Origin of the sequence: Rhodococcus sp. MALMAid1271, assembly GCF_049195265.1 — a bacterium.
Lineage (GTDB): Bacteria > Actinomycetota > Actinomycetes > Mycobacteriales > Mycobacteriaceae > Rhodococcoides.
On record NZ_JBMIRQ010000080.1, the window covers coordinates 37,902 to 58,683 of the forward strand.

The 20,782-nt window shown below is 64.6% G+C and carries 18 protein-coding genes; 12 read left to right on the plus strand and 6 right to left on the minus strand.

Features of this window, described 5'->3' with window-relative positions; genetic code table 11:
* Window positions 1-461 precede the first annotated feature (461 nt).
* The 4 genes from ACOQFP_RS11305 (at window position 462) to ACOQFP_RS11320 (ending at window position 5,251) form a co-directional block, all read left to right on the plus strand.
* On the plus strand, window positions 462-3,536 hold the full coding sequence (locus ACOQFP_RS11305; RefSeq protein ID WP_421584381.1) for a (Fe-S)-binding protein: 3,075 nt from the start codon (window positions 462-464) through the stop codon (window positions 3,534-3,536).
* A 169-nt stretch (window positions 3,537-3,705) separates the two neighbouring features.
* Complete coding sequence (locus tag ACOQFP_RS11310; protein WP_421584382.1) at window positions 3,706-4,278, plus strand: hypothetical protein; 573 nt, start codon at window positions 3,706-3,708, stop codon at window positions 4,276-4,278.
* 30 nt (window positions 4,279-4,308) lie between these two features.
* Window positions 4,309-4,626, plus strand: coding sequence for a hypothetical protein (locus tag ACOQFP_RS11315; RefSeq protein WP_421584383.1), 318 nt, complete (start codon window positions 4,309-4,311; stop codon window positions 4,624-4,626).
* A gap of 289 nt (window positions 4,627-4,915) precedes the next feature.
* Window positions 4,916-5,251, plus strand: coding sequence for a hypothetical protein (locus ACOQFP_RS11320; protein WP_421584384.1), 336 nt, complete (start codon window positions 4,916-4,918; stop codon window positions 5,249-5,251).
* A gap of 14 nt (window positions 5,252-5,265) precedes the next feature.
* Here the strand turns inward: ACOQFP_RS11320 and ACOQFP_RS11325 are convergent, their stop codons facing one another.
* A complete protein-coding gene (locus tag ACOQFP_RS11325) occupies window positions 5,266-7,179 on the minus strand; it encodes a prolyl oligopeptidase family serine peptidase (protein ID WP_421584385.1) in 1,914 nt (637 codons plus the stop codon).
* Between the two features lie 67 nt (window positions 7,180-7,246).
* Here ACOQFP_RS11325 and ACOQFP_RS11330 point away from each other — a divergent pair, with 67 nt between their 5' ends.
* Window positions 7,247-7,507, plus strand: a complete 261-nt coding sequence (locus ACOQFP_RS11330) for a DUF3263 domain-containing protein (RefSeq protein ID WP_241257368.1) — start codon at window positions 7,247-7,249, stop codon at window positions 7,505-7,507.
* A gap of 3 nt (window positions 7,508-7,510) precedes the next feature.
* On the opposite strand, the gene ACOQFP_RS11335 is transcribed toward ACOQFP_RS11330, so the two are convergent.
* Window positions 7,511-8,215: an SOS response-associated peptidase gene (locus ACOQFP_RS11335; protein WP_421584386.1), complete on the minus strand. Its 705-nt coding sequence runs from the start codon at window positions 8,213-8,215 to the stop codon at window positions 7,511-7,513.
* A 40-nt stretch (window positions 8,216-8,255) separates the two neighbouring features.
* Window positions 8,256-8,750 carry a TetR/AcrR family transcriptional regulator gene (locus ACOQFP_RS11340; protein WP_241257381.1) on the minus strand — a complete coding sequence of 165 codons (495 nt, stop codon included), beginning with the start codon at window positions 8,748-8,750 and terminating at the stop codon, window positions 8,256-8,258.
* A gap of 115 nt (window positions 8,751-8,865) precedes the next feature.
* On the opposite strand from ACOQFP_RS11340, the gene ACOQFP_RS11345 reads away from it, so the two are divergent.
* From ACOQFP_RS11345 to ACOQFP_RS11355, 3 genes are all read left to right on the plus strand, one after another.
* Window positions 8,866-9,771 (plus strand): SDR family NAD(P)-dependent oxidoreductase, encoded by a 906-nt coding sequence (locus ACOQFP_RS11345; RefSeq protein ID WP_206492000.1) that lies wholly within the window; start codon window positions 8,866-8,868, stop codon window positions 9,769-9,771.
* A gap of 65 nt (window positions 9,772-9,836) precedes the next feature.
* A complete protein-coding gene (locus ACOQFP_RS11350; protein WP_341245346.1) occupies window positions 9,837-11,087 on the plus strand; it encodes a pyridoxal phosphate-dependent aminotransferase in 1,251 nt (416 codons plus the stop codon).
* Window positions 11,088-11,343: 256 nt separating this feature from the next.
* A complete protein-coding gene (locus tag ACOQFP_RS11355) occupies window positions 11,344-12,633 on the plus strand; it encodes a YibE/F family protein (protein ID WP_421584414.1) in 1,290 nt (429 codons plus the stop codon).
* Between the two features lie 40 nt (window positions 12,634-12,673).
* Here the strand turns inward: ACOQFP_RS11355 and ald are convergent, their stop codons facing one another.
* Window positions 12,674-13,756 carry an alanine dehydrogenase gene (ald, locus tag ACOQFP_RS11360; protein WP_421584387.1) on the minus strand — a complete coding sequence of 361 codons (1,083 nt, stop codon included), beginning with the start codon at window positions 13,754-13,756 and terminating at the stop codon, window positions 12,674-12,676.
* A gap of 114 nt (window positions 13,757-13,870) precedes the next feature.
* Here ald and ACOQFP_RS11365 point away from each other — a divergent pair, with 114 nt between their 5' ends.
* The gene (locus ACOQFP_RS11365; RefSeq protein ID WP_206492920.1) at window positions 13,871-14,395 is read left to right on the plus strand and encodes an Lrp/AsnC family transcriptional regulator; all 525 of its coding nucleotides are present in this window, start codon (window positions 13,871-13,873) and stop codon (window positions 14,393-14,395) included.
* A gap of 6 nt (window positions 14,396-14,401) precedes the next feature.
* Here ACOQFP_RS11365 and ACOQFP_RS11370 read toward each other — a convergent pair whose 3' ends face one another.
* The gene (locus ACOQFP_RS11370) at window positions 14,402-16,588 is read right to left on the minus strand and encodes an Hsp70 family protein (RefSeq protein ID WP_421584388.1); all 2,187 of its coding nucleotides are present in this window, start codon (window positions 16,586-16,588) and stop codon (window positions 14,402-14,404) included.
* Window positions 16,589-16,761: 173 nt separating this feature from the next.
* On the minus strand, window positions 16,762-18,129 hold the full coding sequence (locus tag ACOQFP_RS11375; protein ID WP_421584389.1) for a hypothetical protein: 1,368 nt from the start codon (window positions 18,127-18,129) through the stop codon (window positions 16,762-16,764).
* A gap of 271 nt (window positions 18,130-18,400) precedes the next feature.
* Between ACOQFP_RS11375 and ACOQFP_RS11380 the strand changes: the two genes are divergently transcribed.
* Genes ACOQFP_RS11380 through ACOQFP_RS11390 form a run of 3 tightly spaced genes read left to right on the plus strand, consistent with a single transcriptional unit; the run spans window position 18,401 to window position 20,764 of the window.
* Window positions 18,401-18,658 carry an acyl carrier protein gene (locus ACOQFP_RS11380; RefSeq protein ID WP_206492923.1) on the plus strand — a complete coding sequence of 86 codons (258 nt, stop codon included), beginning with the start codon at window positions 18,401-18,403 and terminating at the stop codon, window positions 18,656-18,658.
* A 4-nt stretch (window positions 18,659-18,662) separates the two neighbouring features.
* Window positions 18,663-19,817 carry an acyl-CoA dehydrogenase family protein gene (locus tag ACOQFP_RS11385; RefSeq protein WP_421584390.1) on the plus strand — a complete coding sequence of 385 codons (1,155 nt, stop codon included), beginning with the start codon at window positions 18,663-18,665 and terminating at the stop codon, window positions 19,815-19,817.
* Window positions 19,817-20,764: an amino acid--[acyl-carrier-protein] ligase gene (locus ACOQFP_RS11390; protein WP_341243456.1), complete on the plus strand. Its 948-nt coding sequence runs from the start codon at window positions 19,817-19,819 to the stop codon at window positions 20,762-20,764. Before ACOQFP_RS11385 ends, ACOQFP_RS11390 begins: the two co-directional genes overlap by 1 nt.
* Window positions 20,765-20,782 lie beyond the last annotated feature (18 nt).

Sequence of the window (20,782 nt, forward strand, 5' to 3'; positions counted from 1 at the left end):
GCACGAACCGTACCGCTCGTTGTCCTTTTCCACACCGTCGATAACTGTCAGTTACCAACTGTCACAAACATTCTCGATAATCGCTGTGCAGACGCATTCTCCGCCTCGGAATCACCCCGCGCGCGTCGTTCGATCGGTCGAATCTCGGCCAGCGATACTGATCGATTCGGCGATTCCCACTCCGGTCACGACCGCGCCGCCGCCAGGTAAGGACTGCCTTCCCGACCACACCTCGGGGGCATACGCCTAACGTGATCCACGAGACAACCTACCGGTGAGTTCAGCGAGCCCGCCTGAAGGCCTCGTTTACTCGCTCACCAGCATCGCATACAGGATCGACCCCAAGTTACCCGCGAGTAGGCAGCCGCTGTTACCAGCGGGTAACATCGGCCGTCGTATAGTTCGACTGGCTGAACACGCGGTAGCTTCGCCAGCTGCCAACTACAGCGAAAGGCCGCGACATGAACGCCGTGACTCTCTCCTTCGGCTTTGTAGGCGCTGTCATCAGCATTTACTGCTGGTACATCTTCATCCGCGGCGGGTTACGGATGTTCCACATCGTCCGGCTGGGTCAGCCCGCCCCCGATCGGTGGCGGCCTGTCGTTCCCCGCTTGAAGCAGATGGTCGTCGAGTTCGCGGCCCACACCAAGATGGTCAAGTTCCGCACCGTCGGATGGGCGCACTGGCTGGTCATGTGGGGCTTCCTCGGTGGAGCACTGGTCGCGATGGAAGCGAACATCCAGACCTTCAACCCCGAAGGCCATTGGCCGATCTTCGGCAACTGGGCGATCTACCACCTGATGGACGAGGTCCTCGGTATCGCAACCGTCATCGGAATCATCGCGCTCGTCACGATTCGCCAGCTGAACCACCCCCGAAAGGCCGACCGTCAATCACGGTTCGCCGGCTCCAACTTCAAGGCCGCCTACTTCGTCGAAGCGATCGTCCTCATCGAGGGCCTCGGCATGATCCTGGTCAAGGCAGGCAAGATCGCCACCTACGGGCACGCGAACCCGTACACGGACTTCTTCACCATGCAGGTCGCCAAGCTGCTTCCAGCCAGCCCGGAGATGGTCTCGACCTTCGCGTTCGTCAAGCTCATGTCCGCGATGGTCTGGGTCTACGTGGTCGGTAGCCGGATCAACTGGGGCGTCGCATGGCACCGCTTCACCGCGTTCCCCAACATCTACTTCAAGCGCATGGACGACGGCAGCGTCGCACTCGGACCGGCCAAGCCGATGATGTCCGGCGGCAAGGTCCTCGTCATGGAAGAGGCCGACCCCGACGTCGACGCGTTCGGTGCAGGCAACGTCGAGGATTTCAGCTGGAAGGGCTGGCTCGACTTCACCACCTGCACCGAATGTGGCCGTTGCCAGTCGCAGTGCCCCGCGTGGAACACCGGCAAGCCGCTCTCCCCCAAGCTGTTGATCATGTCGCTGCGCGACCACGGCCAGGCGAAGGCTCCATACCTGCTGGCAGGCGGTAAGAAAGATCCGGCCGGCGATGAGATCGGTCTCGTGGACTCCGAGGGCAACGTCGATCAGACCAAGCTGGACGCCATCCCGCAGGCCGCTCGCGACGAAGCCGACCGCAAGCTGGTCGCCGACGCCGTCGAGGGCGGCATCATCGATCCCGAGGTGCTGTGGAGCTGCACCACCTGTGGTGCCTGCGTCGAACAGTGCCCGGTGGACATCGAGCACGTCGACCACATCATCGACATGCGCCGCTACCAGGTCCTCATCGAATCGGAGTTCCCGTCCGAGCTCGCCGGTCTGTTCAAGAACCTCGAGAACAAGGGCAACCCATGGGGCCAGAACTCGAAGGACCGTCTCAACTGGATCAACGAGATGGACTTCGACATCCCGGTCTTCGGCCAGGACGCCGATTCGTTCCAGGACTACGAATACCTCTTCTGGGTCGGCTGCGCCGGTGCCTACGAGGACCGCGCCAAGAAGACCACCAAGGCCGTCGCCGAACTGCTCGCCACCGCGGGCGTGAAGTTCCTGGTTCTCGGAGCCGACGAGACCTGCACCGGCGACTCTGCTCGCCGCGCGGGTAACGAGTTCCTGTTCCAGCAGCTCGCCCTGCAGAACATCGAGACGCTGAACAATGTGTTCGACGGCGTGCAACAGAACAAGCGCAAGATCGTCGTCACCTGCGCGCACTGCTTCAACGCGCTCGGCAACGAGTACCCGCAGGTCGGCGGCGACTACGACGTCGTCCACCACACCCAGCTGCTCAACCGCCTCGTGCGCCAGAAGAAGCTCATTCCGGTGGCCTCGGTCAGCCAGGACATCACCTACCACGATCCGTGCTACCTGGGACGTCACAACAAGGTGTACGACGCCCCGCGCGAACTGATGGCCGCATCGGGCTCCAATCTCAAGGAGATGCCGCGCCACGGCGAGCGGTCCATGTGCTGTGGTGCCGGTGGCGCACGTATGTGGATGGAAGAGAACATCGGCAAGCGCATCAACATCGACCGGGTCGACGAGGCGCTGAGCACCGACCCGAAGAAGATCGCTACCGGATGCCCGTTCTGCCGCGTCATGCTCACCGACGGCGTCACCGCACGCCAGGAAGGCGGCGCACACGAGGGTGTCGAGGTCGTCGACGTGGCACAGCTGATGCTCGAATCGATCACCCGCGTCGAGCCCTCGGTGTTGGCCGAGAACATCAAGGTCGTTCCCCGAGAGCGCACTCCCGAGGAGGAACTCGAGACCGAGACCGCTGCGGAGGTCGAAGAGGCCGAACGCATCGCACCCGTCGAAGAGCCCGCCGAGGCGAAGTCGGCTCCGGCAGCTCCGGCTCCCAAGGCCGGCGGAGGACTGAAGATGAAGGGTCTGGCCAAGCCTCCAGGAGCTGCCAAGCCTGCGTCCCAGTCCGCAGCCGAACCAGCGGCCGAGCCTGCGGCCAAGCCCAAGGGTCTCGGAATGGCCGGAGGTAAGGCACCCGGCGGCAAGGGCCTGCAGATGAAGGGCAAGGCCCCCGGTGCGAAGGCCGCAGCCGCCGCTCCCGCCGCGTCCGAAGAGTCTGCTACTGCGCAGGCCCCGGAGTCGACCGCGACCGAGTCCACGCCGAGCGTCAAGCCCAAGGGTCTGGCGGTGAAGTCCGGATTCAAGAAGCCGGGCGCAAAAGCACCCAGCAAGCCGGCCGACGCCCCGGCCGCTGAGGCACCTGCCCCCGAAACTCCAACGGAATCAGCACCCGCGGCAACCGAATCCAAGCCGACCGTCCAACCCAAGGGCCTGGCCGTGAAGTCCGGATTCAAGAAGCCCGGCGCACGGAAGCCGGGTGCGCCTGCAGCGGCGCCGGAGCCCGAGCCAGAAGCAACCGAGCCCGAAAAGGCCGGACCGACACCGGAAGCCGAGGCACCTGCTACCGAGATGCCTGCTACCGAAGTACCGGCCACCGAAGCACCCGCAGCCGAGGGTGATACGGCGTCGAACGGTTCGGACGACCGGACTCCGCCCAAGCCGAAGGCCGGCGGACTCGGGTTCGCTCCGGGGGCAAAGGTTCCCGGTCGCCGGAAGTAACCTCACACCCTTTTTACCGACTGCGCGCCCCCGCTCACCTCAGAGCGGGGGCGCGCGGTCGTCAGCAGGGGTGTGAGGTTGGGGCACTCGGCTATCCACAGGCCCACAGTTATCCACAATCGGGCAGTTGGGGCTTGTCGAAAGCACCTGTGCGGGTGAGCATTTGTTCATGATCCGCATCGTCTCGCGATCCGACGCGCTTTCCCGTGGCACCTCCGACGCCGAGTTGCAACGCTACTGCCGAACCAGGGGGTGGCGTCGACTCCGGCCCGGGCGATTCGTCAGCAGGGCGCAATTCGATTCGCTGACTGCCGAACAAAAGCATCGGGTGGTCGCAGAGGCTGTATTCGATGCAACTACTGCGTCCGATGCCGTCGTCAGCCACGTGTCAGCAGCGGTCTTTCACGGCCTCGACGTATGGAACGCCGATCTGAGTCGCGTGCACATCACCCGCAACCGCGTCCGCGGCGGTGGACGCAGCAGTGCCATCAGAGTTCTGCACACCTCCCCGTACACGGACGAGGAAGTCGTCGACATCGACGGGGTTCGAGTGACCGCGCTGGCGCGAACCATTGCCGACATCGCTCGCACGCTTGATTTCGAGACGGCGGTCTGTATCGCCGATATCGCCGCGCGAACTCACGACGTGGCCACCGAACACGTTGCGGCAGCGCTGGATTCGTGCCCGAACCATCCGGGCAATCGCATGGCCCGCAAGGTTGCCGACTTCATGGACGGTTGATCCGAGAGCGTAGGCGAATCACGCACCCGAGTGCTGCTCCATCGCCTGGGCTACACACCGCAGCTGCAGGTACAGATCGTCGATGCTCGAGGTGCCTGCGGCCGCGTGGATTTCGAGCTACCGGCAATCGGAACAGTTGTCGAATTCGACGGCAAGGTCAAATACGGGCGCTACGTACCGGAGGGAAAGTCTGCGGCAGACGTGTTGTGGGAGGAGAAGCGTCGCGAGGATCGCATACGTGGAACCGGGCGGCAGGTGGTGCGGTTGACCTGGACCGACCTCGACCGGCCCGAACTGGTCGATCGAATGATCCGCGATGCTGCCGACCGTGCCCGGAGCGGTGAGTGAGCGCCTCGGCTGCCGACTGCGCGCGCATGTTCACCTCCGAGCGCGGGCGCGCGCTCGGCACAAAAGGTGTGAGGTCGGCAATAGGGGTGTGAGGTCGGCAGCGGGGGCGCGGTCGGCAGCCGGGGTGCGAGGTCAGTAGGGGCGCGCGGTCAGCAATAGGGGTGCGAGGTCAGTAATCGGGGTGTGAGGTCAGTAGGGGCGCGCGGTCAGCACTACAGGCACTACCGACACCACAGGCACACGACGGGTGTAACGTCCCCGCCCGGCACAATTCCCACATCGCCCCGCAATGCTGGACGAATCGGACACCGTGAGTATCGTCGGAATCGAACGGCTCACCCGAGAAGTAGGAGCAGGCATGACCGACGACGCGGACAGGCTCTTCCGCCGCTACGACAAGTGGTGGACGGCTCTGTCGCCGGACGATCGATCGCACGTCGAACAATGCTGCGAGACCGGCCGCACCGACGAGCGCCTCTGTGCGCTCATTCTCGAAAACGACGGGCCCTCGAAGGCAGCGTTCGAGGTGGGCAGCAAGCTGTCGGAGGGCAACAGTAAGTACTGCGCCATTCCCAGCGCCCTACTCGAGTTCCTCGAATCCAAGCGCGCCCACCCGCCCCGGTGATGCGCCGACGGGCCTCACGTCGCGGAACGCCACAGCTGTAGCTCGGGGATTCCGGGCGGGGTGAATCCCATGACCTGTCCGTAGAACGACAGTTCCGCTTCCCGCGCGTTCACCTGTGTTTCGAGTTTCCGGAATCCGTGCGACTCGCCCTCGTAGGCGAGGTAAGCGTGCGGTATTCCCTTCTGCACCATCGCGTCTCGGAACCTCTCGGCCTGCGAGGGTGGCACGATGGGGTCGTCCAGACCTTGCAAGAGCAACACCGGGCACGAGAGTCCGTCTACGTTGTTGACCGGGGCACGGGTCCGGTACAGGTCGATCGCCTCGGGCAGTGGTCCGATCAGCCCATCGATGTATCGAGACTCGAAGTCGTGGGTTTCGGCGACGAACAGCTCCAGCTCGGCCACACCGAAATACGATGCTCCGCAGGCGAACACGTCCGAGGAAGTCAGCGCGGCCAGCACCGTCCAACCACCCGCGGAGCCGCCCTCGATGGCCAACCTGCGTGGATCGGCGAGGCCACTCTCCGCCAGCCCCTGCACTGCGGCGATGGTGTCTTCGACGTCGACGACTCCCCACTGCCCGCGCAGCCGATTGCGGTATTCGCGGCCGTACCCGCTCGAGCCGCCGTAGTTCACGTCGACGACGCCGATGCCGCGGCTGGTGAAGTAGGCGAACAACGGGTTCAGGGCGGGGACCACGTGCGCCGTCGGGCCGCCGTGGACGAACGCGATGTACGGCGGGAGTTCGCCGTCCAATCCCTCGTAGGACGGATTTCGCGGCGCGTAGACGATTGCGTGCACCTCGCGCCGAGGTCCGCGGAACGTCACCTGCCGACCCTCCGGCAGATAGGCGCTCTCGGGGACCGAGTCGAAACTCGAACGTACACAGGTCAGTTGGCGAGACTCGAGGTCGAGGGCGAAGAGCCCGTTGGCCAGCTGCGCTCCACCGCCTTTGATCAGCACGGTCGATCCCGAACTCCCGCCCAGACCCACCGAGGTCACACCGTCGAGCTCGATGTCGTCCAGCGTCCCCGATACCGGGTCGAGGACTGCGAGGGTATCGGTGCCGACGGTCCGCACGGTCAGCAACGTTCCGTCACCCAGCACCTGGTACCAACTGGATCCGAGCCGCCACAGCGGTGCCCCGAAGTCCGCGTCGAGCGTCCGCAGTGGGGTCACCGGCCCGTCGATACCGACCGAATACAGGTTCCACCAACCGGTTCGGTCACTGATGGCGTACAGCGAATGGTTGTCGATCCACTGCGGCTGCATGACCGATTCCTCGGTCGAGCCGAGCAGCACCGTCCAGTTCTCCGGATCGGCGAGGGAGGCAACACGCAGTTCCGTTCCATCCCACGGCATCTGCGGGTGATTCCAGGCAATCCAGGCAATGCGAGTGCCGTCGGGTGACAGGGTCGGGAACGCAAGGAAATCCGAGCCGGAGACCAGTGAGCGCACTCCGCCGCCGCCCAGGTCGACGGCCACGATGTCTCGGGACACCTCGCCGGCGTCGTGAGTCTCTCGGACTGCGATGACGTCGCTGCCGACCACCGACAGTTCGGCATACCGGATGCTCGACGCCACAGCCGGTTTCACAGTCAGCGGCGTCGGCGTCCCGCCGGGGGTGAGTCGGTAGAGACGTTGGTCGGAGAATTCTGCGAACACCAGATCGCCGTCGTCGGTGGCGGTCCAGGCTCCCCCGCCGTATTCGTGAACTCGTGTGCGGGCGTTGAACGGGGCGGGCAGGACCGGGTGCACTTCCCCGTCGATGTGACGGCAGATGGCCGTCCTTCCCCCTTCGGCCGGCCGCAGCTCCGACCACCATATTTCGCCACCGACGAAGCGGCCGCCCTCTATGGGATGGCCGGCCGAGGACAGGTCGGCTGCGGTGATGGGTGAAGGCCAGGATCCGAAGGCGAGTGCGGTCACGAGCACCACCCTAGTGAACTGACGCGGGCGTAACGCAGTGTTCACCAGCCCTTCAATCGTGACCAGGATGATGGAAGCCAGGTACCACGAGGGGAACATGATGCGCCGGACCAGCAGCCAGTCGGTAGATCACGAAATTCTGGCCTTCGGCCGAGCCTGGCAAGGGTACGGCGGCGGCAGTGACGAGGACATCTACGTGGCATTCGGCGTCGACGGGCGCACCTATTTCCAGCGTCTGAGTCGCATTCTCGATTCGCCGGTTGCCGAGGATCTGTCCCCCGACGAGCGGGCCGCCATTCTCGACATCTGCCGAACGAGACTCACCTGATCGTCACACCGGCGTCAACAGCTCCGGGCTGTTGTTCTTGACGCTGTTCACCGCAGTGCTCACTTCGTAGGGCTCGAGCCGCGGCTCGGGAATTGCTGCCAACATGTCCTGCACCGCTCCCAGGTCGGTCACGGTCGGATCGAGCCAGCTCGCGCGGAGATCCGGTGGTAGCACGACCGGCGAGCGATCGTGAATGTGACCGAGCGCGTCGGCTGCAGGCGAGGTCAGCACCGTGACCGACCAGACCCACCTGTTCTCGTCGTCCTCGGCCTTGGTGGGATCTCGCCAGAGTTCGTACAGACCCGCCATCGCGAGCACGCCTTCGGTATGCAGGAAGTACGGCACTTTGCCCCCGTCGCGCTTCTCCCACTCGTAGTACCCGTCGGCAGGCACGATGCAGCGTCGACGGCTTGCTGCTTTTTTGAACGACGGCTTCTCGGTGATGGTTTCCGACCTGGCGTTGATCAGTCGGGAACCGATTTTCGCGTCTTTCGCCCAGGACGGGATCAGGCCCCAACGCACCGACCGCAGCTGCCGCACGGCGTCGGACTCGGGATCGCCGCTGGGCGCGCGTTCGAGCACCGTCCGCACCGTTTGGGTCGGGGCGACGTTGTACGACGGCGGCACCTCCTCGCCCACGGTCTCGGCGATGTCGAACACCGCCTGGAGGTCGGTGTCACTCCGGGTACTGGCATACCGTCCGCACATGGTTGCGATTCTTCCACCCATTACCGACAACCACTACGGTCTACAGGCTGCGGAATTCCGCCAGCACGGCGTCGAGGTGATCGCCCAAACGCATTCCCGACGCAACCCAGCGTTCGCACGCCTCGTTCCACAGCGCCATCGTCATTCGCGACGTCAGCGAGGCTTCGTCGTGCTCGACACCAGCAGCGACGAGTCCAGCAGACAGCGCCGCCAGCATGTCCAGCTGAATCACCTGCTCACGCCCTCTCAGTCGATCACTCGCAGAGATGACACGGTGGCGCACCGCGAAGCCGTCCCTATCGAGGTCCAGCGCGTCCGCAGCGGCGTGCAGCGCATCGTGCATCAGTGCCCCGAGGTCGTCGGCGTAATTTTCGACGACCCTTGCCACAGCATCGAGCAACGCAGTTTCTCCGGAGAACAGCACCGCGTCTTTGTCTGAGAAGTACCGAAAGAACGAACGAGCGGACAGGTCCGCCCCGTCCGCGATCTGCGCCACAGTGGTGTCGTCGTAGCCCTGCTCAGCGAAAAGTCGCAATGCCGCGGACGCCAGTCGATCTCGAGTGCGAAGTTGACGTCGAGAGGAGGGTGCTGACACCTCCCGAGTACAACACTCCTCGACACTGCGCGCAATTGTGTCATACAGTGACAGAATGACAGTTGATGACACTACGGTTCTGATCACCGGTGCCACCTCGGGCCTCGGTAAGCAAGCAGCGTTGCACCTGGCCGAGCGTCACTCCCTCGTACTCACCGCGCGGTCGGCCAGCCGGCTGGCCGAGCTCGAAACGGCGATTCCCGGGCAGACGTACGTCGTCTGTGACCAGTCGAGCCTGAAGTCGGTACGCGCAGCGGTCGAGCAAATCAGCAGACCACTGCAGGGCGTCGTCTTGGCTGCTGGGATTCAGACGGTGGACACCGCCGCGCGAAGTTCGGACGGATACGAACTCACGTTTGCCGTCAATGTGCTTGCGCCACACCTGCTTCTTGCACTGCTGTCGCCGCAGTTACACCACACGACAGTCGTGCACGTCGGATCCGGCACGCACTACGGACAGTTCCGACGCTCGTACGCCATGGTGCCCGCGCCGCGCTGGGCATCGGCTGGTCGATTGGCGATCACTAGCGACATCGACGGAGGTGCCGCATATTCGACGAGCAAACTCGCGCTGCTCCATCACACTCACGAGCTTGCGCGGCGCGCACCGAAATCCGTCGTACCCATGTGTTTCGATCCCGGAATGATGCCTGGGACCGCGCTCGCGAGGAATCGCGGAACCGTCGCACAGTTCATGTGGAGGCGGGTGATGCCGAGCCTGCGACCGCTTCCAGGAGTGTCCACCCCCGAGGTGTCGGGCCGGAACCTGGCCGACCTCGCACTGGCAGACGGGCCGCGAGGCGATTACGTCGAGATCGACCATCGGACTGCCTCCTCGGACGAGTCCTACGACGACGCGAGAGAACTCGAGCTGTTCGACGAGCTGAACGACCTGGTCGGCCTGGATCCGACCGCCGCCGCACCGTGGTGGTATCGCCGATCCGATCCGGCTCACGGTTGACCGCATGCCGCGCACCGAAACGACCTTGTGGAAACAGAGACCGTTCGCCTGGCACGATGTGACGGGTGACCACTCCGCAGAGCAACTCCCAGCCGCGTTATCGCACGCTGCAGCAGTCGACCAAGCTGCAGAACGTGCTGTACGAGATCCGCGGACCGGTACACGCCCACGCTGCCCGCCTCGAGGCCGAGGGGCACCGCATCCTCAAGCTCAACATCGGCAACCCGGCTCCGTTCGGATTCGAAGCCCCGGACGTGATCGTGCGCGACATGATCGCCGCTCTGCCGGTGGCCCAGGGCTACTCGGAATCGAAGGGCATTCTGTCGGCGCGGCGGGCCATCGTCACCCGCTATGAGCTCGAACCCGGCTTTCCCGAGCTCGACGTCGATGACATCTACCTCGGCAACGGGGTGTCCGAGCTCATCACCATGACGATGCAGGCATTGCTCGACGACGGTGACGAGGTGCTGATCCCGGCCCCGGACTATCCGCTGTGGACGGCGATGACCACGCTGTCCGGGGGCAAGGCCGTGCATTACATGTGCGACGAGGACAACGGGTGGAATCCCGATCTGGCCGACATCGAATCGAAGATCACGCCGAAGACCGTCGCGCTGCTGGTGATCAACCCCAACAATCCGACGGGTGCGGTGTACTCGAAGGAAGTGTTGCAGGGCATCGTCGATCTGGCGCGAAAGCATCAGCTGCTGTTGCTCGCCGACGAGATCTACGACCGAATCCTCTACGACGACGCACAGCACACCTCGTTGGCGAGCTTGGCTCCGGATCTGTTGTGCCTGACCTACAACGGGTTGTCCAAGGCCTATCGGGTGGCCGGCTACCGGGCGGGGTGGCTCGCGATCACCGGCCCGAAGAAGCACGCGGCAGGTTTCATCGAGGGCATCGACCTGCTGGCGTCGACGCGGTTGTGCCCCAACGTGCCTGCGCAACATGCCATTCAGGTTGCACTCGGCGGCTATCAGAGCATCGAGGATCTGATCCTGCCCGGCGGTCGGCTGCTCGAGCAGCGTGACGTCGCATGGCAGAAGCTGAACGAGATCGACGGAGTCTCGTGCGTCAAACCCAGGGGCGCTCTGTACGCGTTTCCGAAGCTCGACCCCGAGGTGCACGAGATCTACGACGACGAGAAGCTGGTCCAGGATCTGCTGCTACAGGAGAAGATCCTGGTGGTTCAGGGCACCGGATTCAACTGGCCGGGACACGACCATGTGCGCATCGTGACACTGCCGTGGGCTCGCGATCTGGCGGTGGCGATCGAGAGGTTCGGCAACTTCCTCGCCTCGTACAAGCAGTGAGCGTCGTAGTTACCGGAAAGTAGTTGAACGTGACGCAAAAAACATCGGCGTGATCCCGCCCGATCGGCAAATGATCTGTACATTGGCGGACGGCACTTCTGTGCCCGCGAGCCCTGGTCGCCCCCTCCCCCCCTGGGTCGGCCAGGTGGTGGCGGGGGACGCCCCCCCTGCTCCCCGCCACCGAGCTCCTCGCATCTGCTACTAACCTGACACCGTGGAATCACACGGCAATCGTCCCGACGGCAGTACACCGGATCTGGGCTCCCATGCCGGCCATGGCCACGGGCACGGCCACAGCGACACCCCGGTTCCGCTGGGCCCGGTTGCCGCCAAGGTCGTCGTCGGACTGCTCGTCGCCATCGCCATCGCCGTCATCGCCGGTGCCTTCGCACTGTGGCCGAGCAAGCAGAGTATCGACATCCCGCTACCGTTCCAGACCACCGGCGGAGGTGCCGTCACCACCGAAGCCGGAACGGTCACCTCGCAGAGCATCGGGTCCTGCGGCAGCCCCGACGCTGGAAGACCGTTCGAGGGCAACCCGACACCCCCGGTGAACGACTCGTACGAATGCCAGCGCAGCATCGTCGACATCACCAGCGGAGAGGACGCAGGCAAACGGACGGTTCTCGAAATCGCTCCCGGTCCCGGCCAGCCGGACCTGCGTACCGGGGAGGGCATTCGACTCGTCAAACAGACCGACCCGACCGGCGCGGTGCAGTACTCGTTCAACGATTACTCCCGAGGCCTACCGTTGGCGATCATCGTCGGGGTGTTCGCCGTCGTCATCTGCATCGTCGCCCGGTGGCGCGGCTTCCGAGCGCTCGTCGGACTGGTCATCGCCTTTGCGGTCCTGGTGGTCTTCATGTTGCCCGCGCTGCTCGACGGCGCTCCGGCCATCCCCGTCGCGCTGGTCGCGGGGGCGATCATCTTGTACGCCGTGCTCTATCTGGCGCACGGGGTGAACCTCCGGACCAGCTCGGCACTGTTGGGCACGCTGACCTCGATGGGCCTGGCTGCGGTCCTGTCCTACGTCGCCATTCGAATGACCCACCTGACCGGGCTGTCCGAGGAACAGAACACCGAGGTGCAGACGTACATCACCCACGTCAGCATCACCGGACTGTTGCTCGCCGGCTTCATCATCGGCTCGCTCGGCGTGCTCAACGACGTCACCATCACGCAGGCCTCGGCCGCTTTCGAATTGGCCTCGGTGGACAAGACTGCCTCGAGGAGGCAGATTTTCGGTGCCGCGATGAGGGTGGGACGCGACCACATCGCCAGCACCGTCTACACATTGGTCCTCGCGTACGCGGGCGGTGCACTACCGCTGCTGCTGCTCTTCAGCGTCGCCGGTCGGTCGTTCCAGGACGTACTGACCGGCGACGCCGTCGCGATCGAGATCGTCAGATCCTCCGTCGGAGGTGTGGCTCTCGCCTTGTCCGTGCCCCTCACCACAGCCATTGCCGTGCTGTTGGCCCGGCCGATCAGTTCGGGGCGGACGGCCAAGCCCGCCCGATCTCGTGGTTCGGGTCGCCACAGCGCTTAGGTAGCCACAGCGCTCAGGTAGCCGCCACGCTCCCCCGCAATCAGGCGAATGCAGCGGCGACGGTCTCCGACAACAGCGCACCGTTGTGTGTGCTCAATCCCGCCTTCAGGCCCGAGTCCGCCTCGCAGGCCGCTTCCCAACCCTTGTCGGCGAGCGCGACGACGTACGGCAAGGTGGCATTGGTGAGTGCGTAGGTGGAGGTGCGCGGAACAGCGCCCGGCATGTTGGCAACGCAGTAGAACACCGATTCGTGCACCTTGTACGTGGGATCGGCGTGTGTGGTGGCCACCGAATCCTCGAAGCACCCGCCCTGGTCGATGGCGATGTCGACCAGAACCGAGCCCGGCCTCATACGCTGAACCAGACTGTTGGACACCAGCTTCGGTGCTTTCGCACCGGGAACGAGTACCGCGCCGATCACGAGATCTGCTGCGAGAACTGCTTGTTCGAGTTCGTAGGCATTCGATACCACCGTCTTGACGGCTCCGCGGTACTGATCATCGATGGCGCGCAATGCCTTCACATCGAGATCGAGCACAGTGACGTCGGCATGCATGCCGACGGCAATGGCGGTGGCGTTCTTTCCGGATACTCCGGCACCGATCACCACGACATTGGCGGGACGTACTCCGGGAACTCCGCCCATGAGAACTCCGCGACCACCTTCGCTGGACATCAGGTGATAGGCACCTGCCTGCGGCGCGAGGCGTCCGGCAACCTCACTCATCGGTGCGAGCAATGGCAGGGAACCGTCTGCAGCAGTGACTGTTTCGTAGGCGATCGAGGTGGTGCCCGATTCCAGCAATGCGTCGGTGCATGCCTTGGACGCCGCGAGATGCAGATAGGTGAACAACACCTGCCCCTTGCGAAGGCGTGAATATTCCTCGGCGATGGGTTCTTTGACCTTCAACAGCAGTTCGGCTGCGGCCCAGACCTCGTCGACGTCGGTGAAGATCTGCGCGCCTGCGGCTTTGTAGTCGGCATCGCTGAACGATGATCCGGCTCCGGCCTCGGTCTCGATGATCACTTCATGTCCTCGCGAGACCAATTCGTGCACGCCCGCCGGGGTGATGGCCACCCGGTATTCGTGGTTTTTGATCTCGCGTGGAATTCCGATCTTCATGGCGGCCTCCTCGATAGTGGGTGACGCGAAGCCTCGGCTCTCCGCGTAGGCCAACTATGAATTATCTACGAAATAACCGCAACGGGAGTGAATATAATTCTGTAAGGTCAGTTCATGGTGAGTAATAATTCGTTCAAGACCGACGGGGAGGGGTCCAGGCCGAACGATGTTCGGCCGATCCCGCTGGACCGAATCGATCACATCCTGCTCGACGAACTTCGCCGTGACGCCCGCACACCCAACAACGCGCTCGCCGCAGCCGCCGGCATCGCACCCTCGACCGCCCTGGCGCGAGTTCGCGCCCTCGTCGAACGAGGCGTCATCCGCGGATTCCACGCCGACATCGATCCCGAGGCCCTCGGTCAGGGAATCCAGGCCATGATCTCGGTGCGGCTACAAGCAGATGCTCGACGACGCATCAGTGAGTTCGGATCGAAGATCGCCTCACGGACCGAGACGCTGAACATCTACTTCATCGCCGGTGCGGACGACTTCCTCGTGCACGTGGCGACCGTCGACACCGCCACGTTACGAGACTTCGTCGTCGAGAATCTCAGTGCCGATCCCGCCGTCGCCGCAACCGAGACGATTCTCATCTTCGAACACATCAAGCCGCGAAACACGGCGGCAGACGGGTGAACTGGATCAGGGTGCGAGCGGCGGGAACACCGGCAGCGTGAAGTCCGGGAAGCCCGGGATCAGCGGCGGCGGCTGTTGCGTCGTCGGAGGAACGGACTCGACGGGAGGTGGCGGTGCAGGCTCCGACGTCGTGGTCGTCGGCTCCGTCGTGACAGGCTGGGGAACGACTGGCTGTTCCCAAGTGGTCTCCGGGGCCTCAGTCGTCGGTTCGACGGTGGTCTCCGGTATCGGTGCCGGCGGCGGCAGAACCGGAGTGGGTACCGCTGACGTGGGATCAACGGTAGTCGCTGCTGGAACCTCGGTTTGGGTGCGACTGACCGAGGTATCGACCACCTGCGGCGTGTTCTCGTGCGTGAGCATGAACCCGGACACCGCGGTCACCGCGGCAAGGCCGAGCGCAAGTACACCGCCGGTACGAAGCCTGCGTCGAGTTCGGGTCCGATCGTCCTCGCCGTCGTCGTCGTCGTAGTCGGCGTCGAGCCAGTAGATGTTCTGGAGCTGAAACGGAACCGGCTTGGCATCCTCGACGCTCGCATGGTCTGCGGCCGCGTGCGATTCGGACGCGTCGGCCACGGGGTCGATGGCTCCGGTGTCGGGGGCCACGGTGTCGGTGGCTCCGGTCTCGGACACCGCGGGCTCCTCGGCCAGGGCCTCGGCAGACCGATCCCCTGCATTGTTGCCCAGCGCAGCATTGTTGCCCAGCGCAGCATTGTCACCCAGCGCAGCATTGTTGCCCACTGCAACGACCTCCCCGTCGACCTGCGCCCCCTGCACATGGTCGTCGGGAACATCATCCACTACAGCCGGACTCGATATCGACTCGGCGGCAACGGTTGTGGAAGAAGAAACAGCAAGGTCGGAGAATTTCGAGGATTCGAAACCTCCGGCAGTGCCGGCGGCCTCGGTCGTCGCCTCGTCACTCGACGTCGGGGTCGACGCCTCGTCACTCGACGTCGGGGTCGACGCCTGGTTGCGCACTGCCTCGTTGCCCACTGCCTCGGCACCAGCGGCCGACGCAGCCGCGATCCAGGGACGAGCAGGAACCGGGCGGGTCGTAGAGGGCACCGAAGCAGGTGCAGCAGGCGCGGCGTGGGCGGATTCTGCACGGGCCGGGACCGGTCGTATCGATCCGGCTGTCGACGGACGCGGCGGCGGCGGGCGCAGCCGGGGTGCACGCGGCGGCGGAGTCGGAGCGGACGGTCGCTCCGAATCCTGTCGAGAGCCGGATTCCGCCGGGACAGCGGTCGGTGTCGACTGCGTCGCCGCGGGCCGACTCGCATCGGCGGCAGGGCGCGGTGCGGTCCGGGTACGTGAGTGCGGACGAGCCGCCAGGGCCGCTCCCCGCGCTGCGACGGTCTCGGGCTCGGTCGGCACGATCGACGGCAGTTCCAGTAGCGGCCCGACGCGGGTCTGCACGATCGGCATGCGGGCACCGCCGCCGATCAGCACCACGGCGTCGATGGGGGCATTCGCACCGATCATCACTGCGCGTGCGAACTCGATGGCCTCGTCGATCACATCGGTGACCAACAGCTCGAAGTTCTCGCGAGAGAGCAGAATCATGCCGCTGGCGTCCGGTAGGCACACCGCGTCCTGCGTGGACAGCCGTTCCTTCGCGATTCGGCACCGCTTCTCGAACAGCGCGATGTCCGGGTCGGTCGCTTTCTTGCCGAGGCGCTCGAGCTGGTTGTTCCGCACGTACGCGTCGAGCAGGTCACCGCTGAACTCGCCCGATCTCTGCGAGGCCGTAACCGTGCGGTTGACCAGGTCGACGACGCTGACCGTCAGTCCGGAACTGCCCAGGTCGAACAGTGCGACGGAGCGGGCATCGCGGGCCTCGCCGGTGGCGGCGAGGTACTCGACCACGGCTTCCACCTCGTGGACCAGCCGGTAGTTGTGCAGGTGCGCACCGGCGAAAGCGGCATGCAGAGCATCTGCTTGCCGGGCGTCTCGGTAGGCGACACCCGCGGAGAGTTCGGGCTCGGTCTCGGCGGCGGCACCGATCGACTCGGCGGCCAGGTGCGGTAGGTCTCCGCCCACACTGTCGATGACCTCGTTGCGGAAGAACAGCGGGCGCTCGATGTCGGTGACCAGGCCGGAACGATCGGCAACGGGTACCGATACCTGCTCGGCTCGGGGCTGCGCCGTGCGCACAGCTCGGGTCCCCATGGACACCCCAAGCAACACAGTCACGGTGGTCGGCCTCACTTCATCGGCAATGATCCTCGGGCGCGAGATACTTCGCCCGAAGCGTCAGGCTACCGCTTCCGCCGACGTGGTGCGTCGCGCGCCCCGTGGACATCGACGGCGGAACAGCTCGCGCTCACCGGTGGCCTCGGTCGAATCGAACCCTTGGTTTGTTCCGGCTACTCCGACTCCGCCTGCGGTACGTATTTTTCACCGTCGTAGGTGAACGTGCGCTGGTACAGATCTGCATCGGACAACCGTTCTGGACCGAGCACCGGCAGCTCGCTCGGACCGGGAGCCAGGTCGTCGGGCTGGGCGGCTGCGGAAAGCGCAGCTGCGAACTCCGGGTCGAAGGGGATCTGCTCGTCGATGAGCGGCGTGGGTGCAGGCGTGTCTCCTCGCGTGTACACCAGGCCCGCCACCGCGACGATCGCAAGTAGCACCCCGACGAGAACCGATGCGTCGCGTACCGACCATCGTCGCGCGCGCCGAACGGGTTCGGCGACGACACCGGGTTCGAGGACCTCCGGTTCCAGAACCGGCGACTCGATCGATTCGAGCTCAGGTGCCGATTCGAGCTCTGGAACCAAGGGCTCGACGGTGTCGAAGGTGGTCGATGTGATGAACAACTCTTCGGTGGCGAATTGATCGACGGACAGGCCGTCGACCATCCATTCCTCGACCTCGTCGAGGTCCGTCGCCGCGGCCGAGTCGATCAGTTCCGATGCGTCGTCGGGAACAGTGATGTTTCCCACATCTGCGTCGGCGACGTCCGTTGCGGGCCTTTCGTCCAGCGCGGCACCGTTGGCGATGGCCATCACCGGCGCGTCCGGGACGTGGACGGGAACCTGCCACTTGCTTTCGATGATGGTGCGCACCACGGGAATTCCGGCACCGCCGCCGATGAGCAGTACCGCGTCGGGTGCCTGCTTGGACGCCCAGTCCAGGGCATCGGAGACGAGCGGGCTGATCTCGCGCTCGAATTCTTTGCGACTGAGCAGCATCGGGCCGCGATTGGGTGCCCTGACGCCTACCGACGAGCTCACGAGTTCCTTGAGTTCACGGAAGAAGGCCTGATATTCCGCGTCGCCCTCGGGGCCGATGGGCGCAGGCAGAATGCCCTTGGCCATGACGATGCTTCGCACCACCTCGTCGAAGCGGTCGCCACTGATGTCGACGGTGCGTGCCGTCCACTCCACGAAGTCGCCTGCGACGTCCAGCGCGGTGGCGGAGAGCCCCTTCTTGCCGAGGTCGACGACCAGGACGTAGTCCTTGTCGGCCAGTTCCGGAACCGTCCTGGCGTAGGCCATCAGGGCCTGTGATTCCTCGACCATGCGAGCCTTGAGCAGGGTTCGATCGTCCAGGGTCTCGAGCAGCGCCGTCACTGCCGCGGTGTCCCACCCGGCGAGGACGATGTCCTCGAAGGGTCCGAGATCGACGAGCTTGCCGGGCAGCAGGTCGTGTGCACCTTCGGCGTCGATGGAGTCTTCGACGCGGCGACCGTCGGCGGTGTACGCGATGCGCACGGCACCGGTACCCACAGACACCCCGCAGACTCCACTCATCGACCAGCCATTCCTTTGCGTGTGTGCGATTCGACGCCCGATTCGGCGTCGGTACGAAGCCCCCGCTCCATTCGGAGTCTACGGCGACAGAGAAGCCCGATGCGGGCATCGCACTAACGCTACTAAACAATCTACGATATTGTTTGAAGGGGTCTGGGGAGACTTTGGGTCGAAAAGGCGCACAGCCGGCGGACCTGGAGTCGATCACGAGGCCGTCCGGTCTCGTGGTTAACGCGATCGGTGGAGGTTTTCGATGCAGACGCTCAATGCGCACGACGTGGTTCGAGTGAGAACCGTTCTGGAGAAATTCGGAAAGTTGCCGGTCTCCGTGGAGAGCATCGACGAGGCCGATGACCTCTACGACAGCGGCCTCACCTCGCACGCGAGCGTCAACGTGATGATCGCCCTCGAAGACGAGTTCGACGTCGAGTTCCCCGACACCATGCTGCAGAAGTCGACGTTCGGCAGCATCAACGCGATCGCCGCGGCCATCGCGCAGCTGACGGACTGAGGCCATGACCACCGTCTACGAAAGCTCTGTCGACCAGTCATTGATCGACGTACTGGCCGTACTGCGGACCCACGCCGACGAAGTCGACCGCGATGCCCGTTTCCCCACCGAATCGGTGGATGCGCTGCGCGACGCCGGCCTACTCGGTGTCGGAATTCCGCGAGAGTTCGGCGGCGGCGGGGCCACCCTGACCGAGATCGCCCGCATCGCGCGTGCTCTCGGTGCCGAGTGCGCATCGACGGCGATGATCTTCGTCATGCACCAGTCGCAGGTGCTCAGCATCGTTCGCCACGGCAAATCCGACGCCATGGCAGATTTGCAGCGGCGAATTGTGACCGATCGCATACTGGTGGCGTCTGCCACTACCGAGATCAATATCGGTGGCGACGTCCGTTCGAGTAGCTGCGCGGTGGAATACGACGGCGAGCAGATCACGCTGAGCAAGAACGCTCCGGTCATCTCCTACGGCGAGTACGCACAGATCGTGCTCGCGACGGCGCGTCGCAGCGTCGACAGCCCACCGAGCGACCAGGTTCTCGTGGTGTGCGAGAAGCCGGATGTGACGCTCGAGAAGACCGGCACCTGGGACACCCTCGGATTCCGCGGCACGTGCAGCCCCGGCTTCATGCTGGCCGCTCGCACGACGACGTCGAACATCCTCGGCGACAACTACGGCGACATCTCGGCTCAGACGATGCTCCCGGTTGCTCACGTGCTGTGGGGATCGGCGTGGCTCGGTATTGCCGACGCAGCCGTGACCAAGGCCCGCAAGTTCGTACAGAAGGCCGCTCGCAAGACCCCGGGGACCCCGCCACCCAGCGCGCTGCGCCTGGCCGAGTTGATGGTGGTCCACGAACAACTGGTGGACACCGTGTTCGGAGCGGCAGCGAAGTTCGAGGCCGTCGCCGACAGCCCGGCCGAGCTCGGGGCCATCGGTTTCGCCATCAAGATCAACAATGTCAAAGTCACTGCGTCGTCACTGGTCATCGACATCGTCGGCAAGGCTTTGCAGATCTGCGGCATTTCCGGTTACCGGCAGGACGGCGACCTCAGCATCGGCCGTCACCTTCGAGATGCACACGGGTCCGCGATCATGGTCAGCAACGAACGCATCCTGGGGCACAACGCCCAGCTCTCCCTCGTCTACAAGGGAAAATGATGACTACCACACACTCCGCACCAGCGACCGACATCAGCGAACTCGATGCGGCCCGAGCTGCTTTCCGCGCCGAGCTCGTCGACGCCGGACTTCTGATACCCAGCTCGATTCCCGGATTGTACGGGCGCAGCGGCGAATTCGAGGACATCATCGAGTTCGTCGATGCTCGTGTCATCGAGGCCGGGCTGGCCGAGCACGGCTACCGCGCCAAGCGGTTCCGGTTCGCTCCGGTGTTCCCTCGGGAAGCCTTCGAGCGCACCGACTACATCGCCTCGTTCCCCAACCTCACCGGTGCCATCAACACCTTCGAGGGCGACAACAAGGAACATGCCGCGCTGCTGGCCGAGAGATCCGAAGGCAAGGACTGGGATCACTTTCTGCACTCCGCCGGAACCATGTTGGTCTCGGCGGCCTGCCACCCGTCGTACTCGATGCTCACCGGCACACTGCCCGCTGAAGGCTCGCTGATGGACATCTACGGATTCTGCTTCCGGCACGAACCCGCAGTGGATCCGGCTCGGATGCAAGCATTTCGGATGCACGAGTTCGTACGAGTGGGCACACCCGAACAGGCCGTCGAACACCGTGAACGCTGGGTTCCGCGTGGCTTGCAGGTACTGGCGGATCTCGGGCTCGAAGCCGAAGCGGTCATCGCCAACGATCCCTTCTTCGGTCGCGCAGGCCGCATGCTGGCAGCGAACCAGCGCAACGAGAACCTCAAGACCGAACTGGTCGTCAAGCTCTACGGAGATCTCGATGACGGCACCGCGGTCGTCTCGTGCAACTGCCACCGCGACCACTTCGGGCACACCTTCGACATCCACACCGTCGACGGCGAGCCCGCTCACAGTGCCTGCGTCGGATTCGGCATGGAACGTATCGCGCTGGCGATGCTGCGCACCCATGGTCTCGACCGCTCGGCCTGGCCGGCCGCACTGCGCTCCTGACCGACAACTGTTTCGCCC